We start from the raw sequence: 6,268 nt of genomic DNA, 5'->3' as shown, positions 1-6,268 counted from the left end.
CTTCCGCAGCGTGCGGGTCGCCGGGGACCAGGTGGAGGTCCTGGCCACCGGGCGCCGGCGACGGTCGCTGAGCACCGACCAGGCCGCCTACGTCCTCGCGGCGATTCGGCTGCGGCAGCGCTGGGTCCGGCGGCATCCGCGGTTCGCGGTGCGGCGTGAGGAGCACCGGCGTGCGCACGACACCCGGGGCGTCGAGGCGTACCGGCAGGGCCGGCGGCCACGAACCTCCCACGCGCCCGGCACGGGGCTCGGCGCGACCGGGCTGCTCGTCCTGTTCATGGTCGTCATGCCGGTGGCGGCGACCGTGCTGCTCGTCGCCGCCGTGCACGCCGCGTCGCCGGACCGGCCGCCGATGGTGATCGGCGTGGTCGCGAGCGTGGTGATCGGGATTTGGGCGCACCTGCGGTTCTGGCGCCGCCGCGCCGCCCGGCGCTACCTCGCCGCGCACCCCGACGACGGTCGCCGCTCCTGACCGACGCCGGAGCGAGACGGAGCCGACACCGAGGGTTGACGATGTCCGCGATTGGCAGGAAGGTGGCTGAGGCGGTCAATTGCCGACGTCGTCGTCGACAGCTCCCGGAGGATGCACCATGACCATGCCCCGACGCGGCATGCTCACCCTGCTCGGCGCGGCCGGGCTGACCACACTGGCCGGGCGGGCGGCGGTCGCCGAGCCGGCGCCACCCTCGCCGTCCGCGCCGCCGCCCGCCGGTCCGGGTTCGGCCGCCGCGCCGCTGACACAGCCGGAGTTCGCCCCGCCGGGTTCGTGGCGCGAGGTCGCCGAGGACGTGCGGCGGGAGACCAGGTTCGCCTGGCAGTCCTATGTGGACAAGGCGTTCGGGCACGACCAGATCAGGCCGGTGTCCGGCGGTTTCGAGGAGTTCTTCGTCGCCGACCACCCGATGGGGCTGACCATCGTCGAGGCGCTGGACACGCTCTGGCTGATGGAGCTGGACCACGAGCTCGAGCAGGGCCTGGCCTGGGTCAGGCGGAACCTGAGCTTCGACGTCGACGCGTCGTTCCAGGTCTTCGAGACGAACATCCGGCTGCTGGGCGGCCTGCTCTCCGCCTACCACTGCACCCGCGAACGCCGCCTGCTGGCACTGGCCGCGGACCTCGGCGAGCGGTTGCTGGTGGCGTTCACCAAGTCGCCGACCGGGATCCCCTACCGGTTCGTGAACCTGCGCACCGGCGCGGTGAGCGGACCCGAGACGAACCTGGCCGAGACCGGTACCTACATCACCGAGTTCGGGTACCTCTCCCAGCTGACCGGCGACCGGCGCTTCTACGACGCGGCCAAGCGGGCGTTCCGGGTGACCTTCGAGCGGCGCACCTCGCTGGACCTGCTGCCGTACGCGATCCACGCGGAGACCGGTGAGTTCCTCAACCGCACCGCGACGATCGGGCCGCCGGCCGACTCGTTCTACGAGTACCTCTTCGACGGCTGGGCGCTGTTCGGCGACCGCGACCTGAAGCGCTGGTACGACGTGCTGACCGCCGGAGTCGTGGCGCACCAGCCGGAGACGAACGCCGGCCGGCTGTGGTTCGCCCAGGTCGACGCGTACACCGGGGAGGTGGTGAGCCGCACGCAGAGCGAACTCGCCTCGTTCTACGCCGGACTGCTCGGCCAGTCCGGTCACCTGCGGCTCGGCCGCGCCTACCACGACTCGTGGAACGCGGTGCAGGACCGCTACGGCGTGCTGCCCGAGGGCATCGACTACACCACGCTCGCCGCGACCAGCACCGGCAACCAGCTCCGGCCGGAGTTCGCGGACTCGGCGTTCACGCTCTGGCTGGTGACCAGGGACGAGGTGTTCCGGCGGCGTGCGTTCACCCACTACCAGCAGATGAAACGCACCTCCAGGGTCCGCTTCGGCTACACCATCCTCGACGACGTGACCACGAACCCGCCGACGCGGGGCGACTTCTGCCCCGGCTACTGGTGGTCCGAGCAGCTCAAGTACTACTGGCTGATCTTCGGCAACGCCCGCCGGTTCAACTACGCCGACAACTACCTGTCCACCGAGGGCAACATCTTCCGCGGGGCCCGCCGCTGAGATCGACCGACGGCCGCCGCCACCCTCGCGGGTGCCGGCGGCCGCGGTGCTCGCCCCGGATCAAGCGCTGAGTCTCTCCGCCTTCTCGATCATCGCGCTGACCTCTCTGTTGTTCTGCCAGTCGGGTACGTCTCGCTTCAGGTCCGCGATCAACCGCTTGAGGGTTTCCTTCTTCCTCCTGCGGATGTTGGCGTCCTCCTTGTCGCCGCGGTCGTGGCGCGCCGAGGCGGTGGGGTTGTGCCGGCCACCCTTGTCACTGTGGTGGCTGGTCTTGAATCCCTCGGTCTCGTTGATGGCTGCCTCGAGCGAGCGCGCTGCGTGCACACCCTGCTCCTCCTGCGGCGCGGTGTACACGTACTTCAGGAGGGTGGCGTCGGTGACGGTGCCGTAGCCGTCCACCAGCGTGCTGAGAACCCTGGCCGTGTTCTTCCCGCACCTCTCGTGCTTGTTCCGGGTGATCTGCAGGTCCATGCGGAGCAGGTCCTCGCACTCGCCGTTCAGGCAGGTGGCGCGGTCGTAGTGGGCGGACGAAGACTTGACGACCGGCATGTAGTCGTGGCCGCTCGGGCACTCCTGCTTCGTGCTGTCGACGAGGAGCACGTAGTACTTGCCGCAGTCCTCGCACGCGAACAGCGTCGGCTCTTGGGTGCCCTCGCCGTCCATCGCGGTCATGACGGGTCCTCCTGTGTGGTCGGGGCGTTGAGCAGATCGGCCTGCAGTTCGGCGAACAGCTCGGTCAGCTCCTCCTCGGAGAGGTCGCTGTCCTCGCCCAGGTTGGCCAGCTCGTCGTTGAGGTAGTCGTCGAGGAGCGTCGTGACCTGCTGGGCGACCTCGGCGGACACCTCCGCGCCGGCGGCGGTCGTGGCGGCCGCCGCGTTCAGGTCAGTCGCGTCGCGGGTGCCGAGCAGTTCCGGCAGCAGGTCGGTGAGCCACGCCTGCTTGTGGTCGGCCGGGTGGCTCTGCCAGTCGGCGCCCCAGCGGGCGGTGAGCTGCGGGTCGAGGTGGGTCTGCCAGTCGCCGCCCCACGCCTGCGTCAGTCGGCCGCTCTGCTCGTCGGGGACCCAGTCGAACGGGTCTTCCGGCGGCGCGAGCAGTTCTGGCAGCAGGTCGGTGAGCCAGGCCTGTTTGTGGTCGGCGGGATGGTTCTGCCAGTCGGCGCCCCAGCGGGCGGTGAGCTGCGGGTCGAGGTGGGTCTGCCAGTCGCCGCCCCACGCCGCGTTCAGCCGTGCGGCCTGGTCCTCGTCGACCCAGCCGAACGGACCGGCGTCGGACTCGGGCGTCTCCTCGGCGGTGTACTCGGCGGGGAAGTAGGCCCAGTACAGGTCGGGCATCTGGCCCTCGATCGCGAGCAACCCGGCGAGCGCGCCGTCGGGATCGCCCGTGTCGGCCAGGGTCCGCAGGAACTCCTCGACCATCTCCTGGTCGAACCCGGCCGCCTGTTGGCGCAGGTGGTCCGGGAAGTCCTCGGGTGTGTCCGCGCCGTCGTACGCGGCACGCACCACCCGGAACCATTCGACCACCTCGGCATTGCTGCCGAACCGGGTATTCGTGATGAGCGCGTCGGTCATGTCGCCTCCGAGCCGGTGAATACAACCGGAATCGAAACTACGGCCGGGACCACCGACCGCACCCAGCCGCGCAGACGGCCATTCGTGCAGCCAACAGTTCCCGAACGGCTGGGCCACAACGGGTTCGTCGTCGTGACGGGGTATTTGTCTATTTTTCTGGCGTCAATTGGCGCCACGATGAATTAGTTCGTCAGGTCGGCCGGCGATATCGGTAGGCCGACCGCGTCGAGTTTGCCACCATCGAAATCGGCGAACCGAGAAGTGAGGAGCGACCGTGTCCGTCGAGACGGTGACGCCGCCGGCGTCCTGCGCGCGGCGCTGGCGAATTGCCGCCGGCTATGCCGTGTTGGCCGTGCTGCCGGCCATCGCCTCCGTGATCCTGCTCAGCCGGTTGCGCGGTGGGCCGGTGCACCAGGAGCCGCCCGTCGAACATGTCGCGGTCGCGGTGCCGGTATACCAGGCGTTGCTCGGTGTCGCGTTGATCATGGTGGTCGCTCACGCGTCGGGTGCGTTGCTGGCCGCGCTGCGTCAGCCCAGGGTGATCGGCGAGATCACCGCGGGTCTACTGCTCGGCCCGTCGGTACTCGGCGCGGTGGCGCCCGGCTTGCAGCACGCGTTGTGGACGCCGGAGATGATCGGGTTCCTGTCGCTGCTGGCGCAGCTGGGGGTGGTGTTCTTCATGTTCCTCGTCGGCCGGGACACGCCGTTCGCACTGCTGGGCAACGGCTCCCTGCGCGCGCTGGTGTCCGGGTACGCCACGATCGCGCTGCCGTTCCTGTCCGGCGTGGTGCTCGCGATGACGCTGCTGGCCGGCTACCGGCAGGACAGGGTCTCGCCGCTGGCGTTCGTGATGTTCTGCGGCGTCGGCCTGAGTATCACGGCGTTCCCCGTGTTGGCGCGGATTCTCGCCGACCGCGGCCTGCGTGACACCACGGTCGGTGTGCTCGGCATGGCGACGGCGGGCGTCGCGGACGTCAGCGGGTGGTGCGTGCTGGCCGTCGTCGTGGCGGTCGTGCGCGGCGGCGCCACGGTGGACGCGGTAGGCACTGTTGGTCTGACGGTCGGCTTCGCCGCGGTGATGTGGTGGCTGGTGCGTCCGGCGCTGGCGAGGTTGGCCGGCCGCGCGGGCGACTCGTCGCCGGGCTGGTTGATGGTCGTGATGATGATGGTGCTGCTGTGCGCCGCGGCGATCACCCAGGCGATCGGTGTGCAGGCCGTCTTCGGCGCGTTCCTGGCCGGCGTGATCGCGCCGAGGTCCCGGCCGGTCACCGAGTTCGCCTACCGCCTGGAGGGCCCGACCACGTGGTTCCTGATGCCGATCTTCTTCGTGGTCACCGGCATCCAGGTCAGCCTCGCCACGCTGGGCAGCGGCGCGAACTGGCTGGTCGTCGGCGGTCTGGTCGCGGTGGCGATGGCGGCCAAGCTCGCCGCCGGCGCGGCCTCGGCCCGCGTGACCGGCATGGACGGCCGGTCGTCCGTGGCCTTGGGCGTGATGATGAGCTGTCGGGGCATGACCGAGCTCATCGTCCTGCAACTGGGTCTGTCCCTGGGCGTCATCTCCACCCAGCTGTACGTCATGCTGCTGGTGATGGCCCTGGTCACCACGGCCCTCACCGGCCCACTGCTCGGCTACCTGCTGCCGAGACCCGGAGCGCGTGACCGAAGTAATTTTGAACTGTTCCAGATAAGGTACTAGGGTGGTCGCGTGACGTCCGACTTCGAGGCTCAGCTTCGCGCGGTCTCGTTGCGCGTGACACGGCCCCGGCTGGCGGTGCTCGCCGCGCTGCGGGACAACCCACACGTCGACACCGACACCGTGATCGAGCTGGTGAGGGTACAGCATCCCACGGTGTCACACCAGGCGGTCTACGACGTGCTGCGCGCCTTCACCGACGCCGGCCTGGTGCGGCGCATCCAGCCCGCGGGCGCGACCGCCCGGTACGAGGCGAGGGTGGGGGACAACCACCACCACCTCGTGTGCCGCTCGTGCGGCGCGATCGCGGACGTCGAATGCGTCGTCGGTCACGCTCCCTGCCTCACCTCCTCGGACGACCACGGCTACGAGGTCGACGAGGCGGAGGTCGTCTTCTGGGGCACCTGCCCCGACTGCGCGACCGCACCACCCCGATGAATTGCCACCACCCCGGAAGGAAGCACATTGAGCGCCCCCCAGGACAACGCGCCGTCCAGCGCACAAGGCGTGGACCAGAAGGCGGCCGCCGGCTGCCCGGTCGCGCACGACTCCGTGACCTCGCACGGCAGTGAGAGCGAGAACCCGGCGATCGACTCGCCGACCCCGAAGACGGCCGGCCGGCCCCGCACGACCCGGGACTGGTGGCCCAACCAGCTCGACCTCTCGGTGCTGCGCGCCCACTCGTCGAAGAGCAACCCACTGGGCGAGGGCTTCAGCTACGCCGAGGAGTTCGCCAAGCTCGACGTCGCGGCCCTCAAGCGGGACATCGTCGAGGTGCTCACCACCTCGCAGGACTGGTGGCCGGCCGACTTCGGCCACTACGGCGGCCTGATGATCCGGATGAGCTGGCACGCCGCCGGTACGTACCGCATCCACGACGGGCGCGGCGGCGCCGGTGACGGCGGCAAGCGGTTCGTTGATCTGAAGAGCTTGGTGTAGTTATAGATTGT

The 6,268-nt window shown here is 69.9% G+C and carries 6 protein-coding genes and 1 pseudogene; 5 read left to right on the top strand and 2 right to left on the bottom strand.

Annotated features, from left to right (window positions below; all coding sequences use genetic code 11):
• Positions 1–472: hypothetical protein (locus ACJ73U_RS12815; RefSeq protein ID WP_407777806.1), on the top strand; the 472-nt coding region annotated here is incomplete at its 5' end.
• A gap of 118 nt (positions 473–590) precedes the next feature.
• On the top strand, positions 591–2,057 hold the full coding sequence (locus ACJ73U_RS12810; protein WP_407777805.1) for a glycoside hydrolase family 47 protein: 1,467 nt from the start codon (positions 591–593) through the stop codon (positions 2,055–2,057).
• A gap of 60 nt (positions 2,058–2,117) precedes the next feature.
• Here ACJ73U_RS12810 and ACJ73U_RS12805 read toward each other — a convergent pair whose 3' ends face one another.
• Together ACJ73U_RS12805 and ACJ73U_RS12800 are read right to left on the bottom strand one after the other, a co-directional pair.
• On the bottom strand, positions 2,118–2,729 hold the full coding sequence (locus tag ACJ73U_RS12805) for a hypothetical protein (protein ID WP_407777804.1): 612 nt from the start codon (positions 2,727–2,729) through the stop codon (positions 2,118–2,120).
• Positions 2,726–3,625 carry a hypothetical protein gene (locus tag ACJ73U_RS12800; RefSeq protein WP_407777803.1) on the bottom strand — a complete coding sequence of 300 codons (900 nt, stop codon included), beginning with the start codon at positions 3,623–3,625 and terminating at the stop codon, positions 2,726–2,728. Before ACJ73U_RS12800 ends, ACJ73U_RS12805 begins: the two co-directional genes overlap by 4 nt.
• A 274-nt stretch (positions 3,626–3,899) precedes the next feature.
• Between ACJ73U_RS12800 and ACJ73U_RS12795 the strand changes: the two genes are divergently transcribed.
• From ACJ73U_RS12795 to ACJ73U_RS12785, 3 genes and pseudogenes are all read left to right on the top strand, one after another.
• The gene (locus tag ACJ73U_RS12795; protein ID WP_407777802.1) at positions 3,900–5,321 is read left to right on the top strand and encodes a cation:proton antiporter; all 1,422 of its coding nucleotides are present in this window, start codon (positions 3,900–3,902) and stop codon (positions 5,319–5,321) included.
• A gap of 9 nt (positions 5,322–5,330) precedes the next feature.
• A complete protein-coding gene (locus tag ACJ73U_RS12790) occupies positions 5,331–5,756 on the top strand; it encodes a Fur family transcriptional regulator (protein WP_407777801.1) in 426 nt (141 codons plus the stop codon).
• Between the two features lie 27 nt (positions 5,757–5,783).
• Positions 5,784–6,248: pseudogene (locus ACJ73U_RS12785) on the top strand (catalase-peroxidase); the annotation flags it as partial.
• Positions 6,249–6,268 lie beyond the last annotated feature (20 nt).

Source organism: Actinophytocola sp., from assembly GCF_045807065.1.
Lineage (GTDB): Bacteria > Actinomycetota > Actinomycetes > Mycobacteriales > Pseudonocardiaceae > Actinophytocola.
This window is presented reverse-complemented; position numbering and strand designations above follow the sequence as displayed.

Excerpts from the sequence above, each read along its gene's own strand:
- ACJ73U_RS12800 (WP_407777803.1), bottom strand. The coding sequence starts at position 3,625 with ATGACCGACGCGCTCATCACGAATACCCGGTTCGGCAGCAATGCCGAG.
- ACJ73U_RS12810 (WP_407777805.1), top strand. The coding sequence starts at position 591 with ATGACCATGCCCCGACGCGGCATGCTCACCCTGCTCGGCGCGGCCGGG.
- ACJ73U_RS12805 (WP_407777804.1), bottom strand. The coding sequence starts at position 2,729 with ATGACCGCGATGGACGGCGAGGGCACCCAAGAGCCGACGCTGTTCGCG.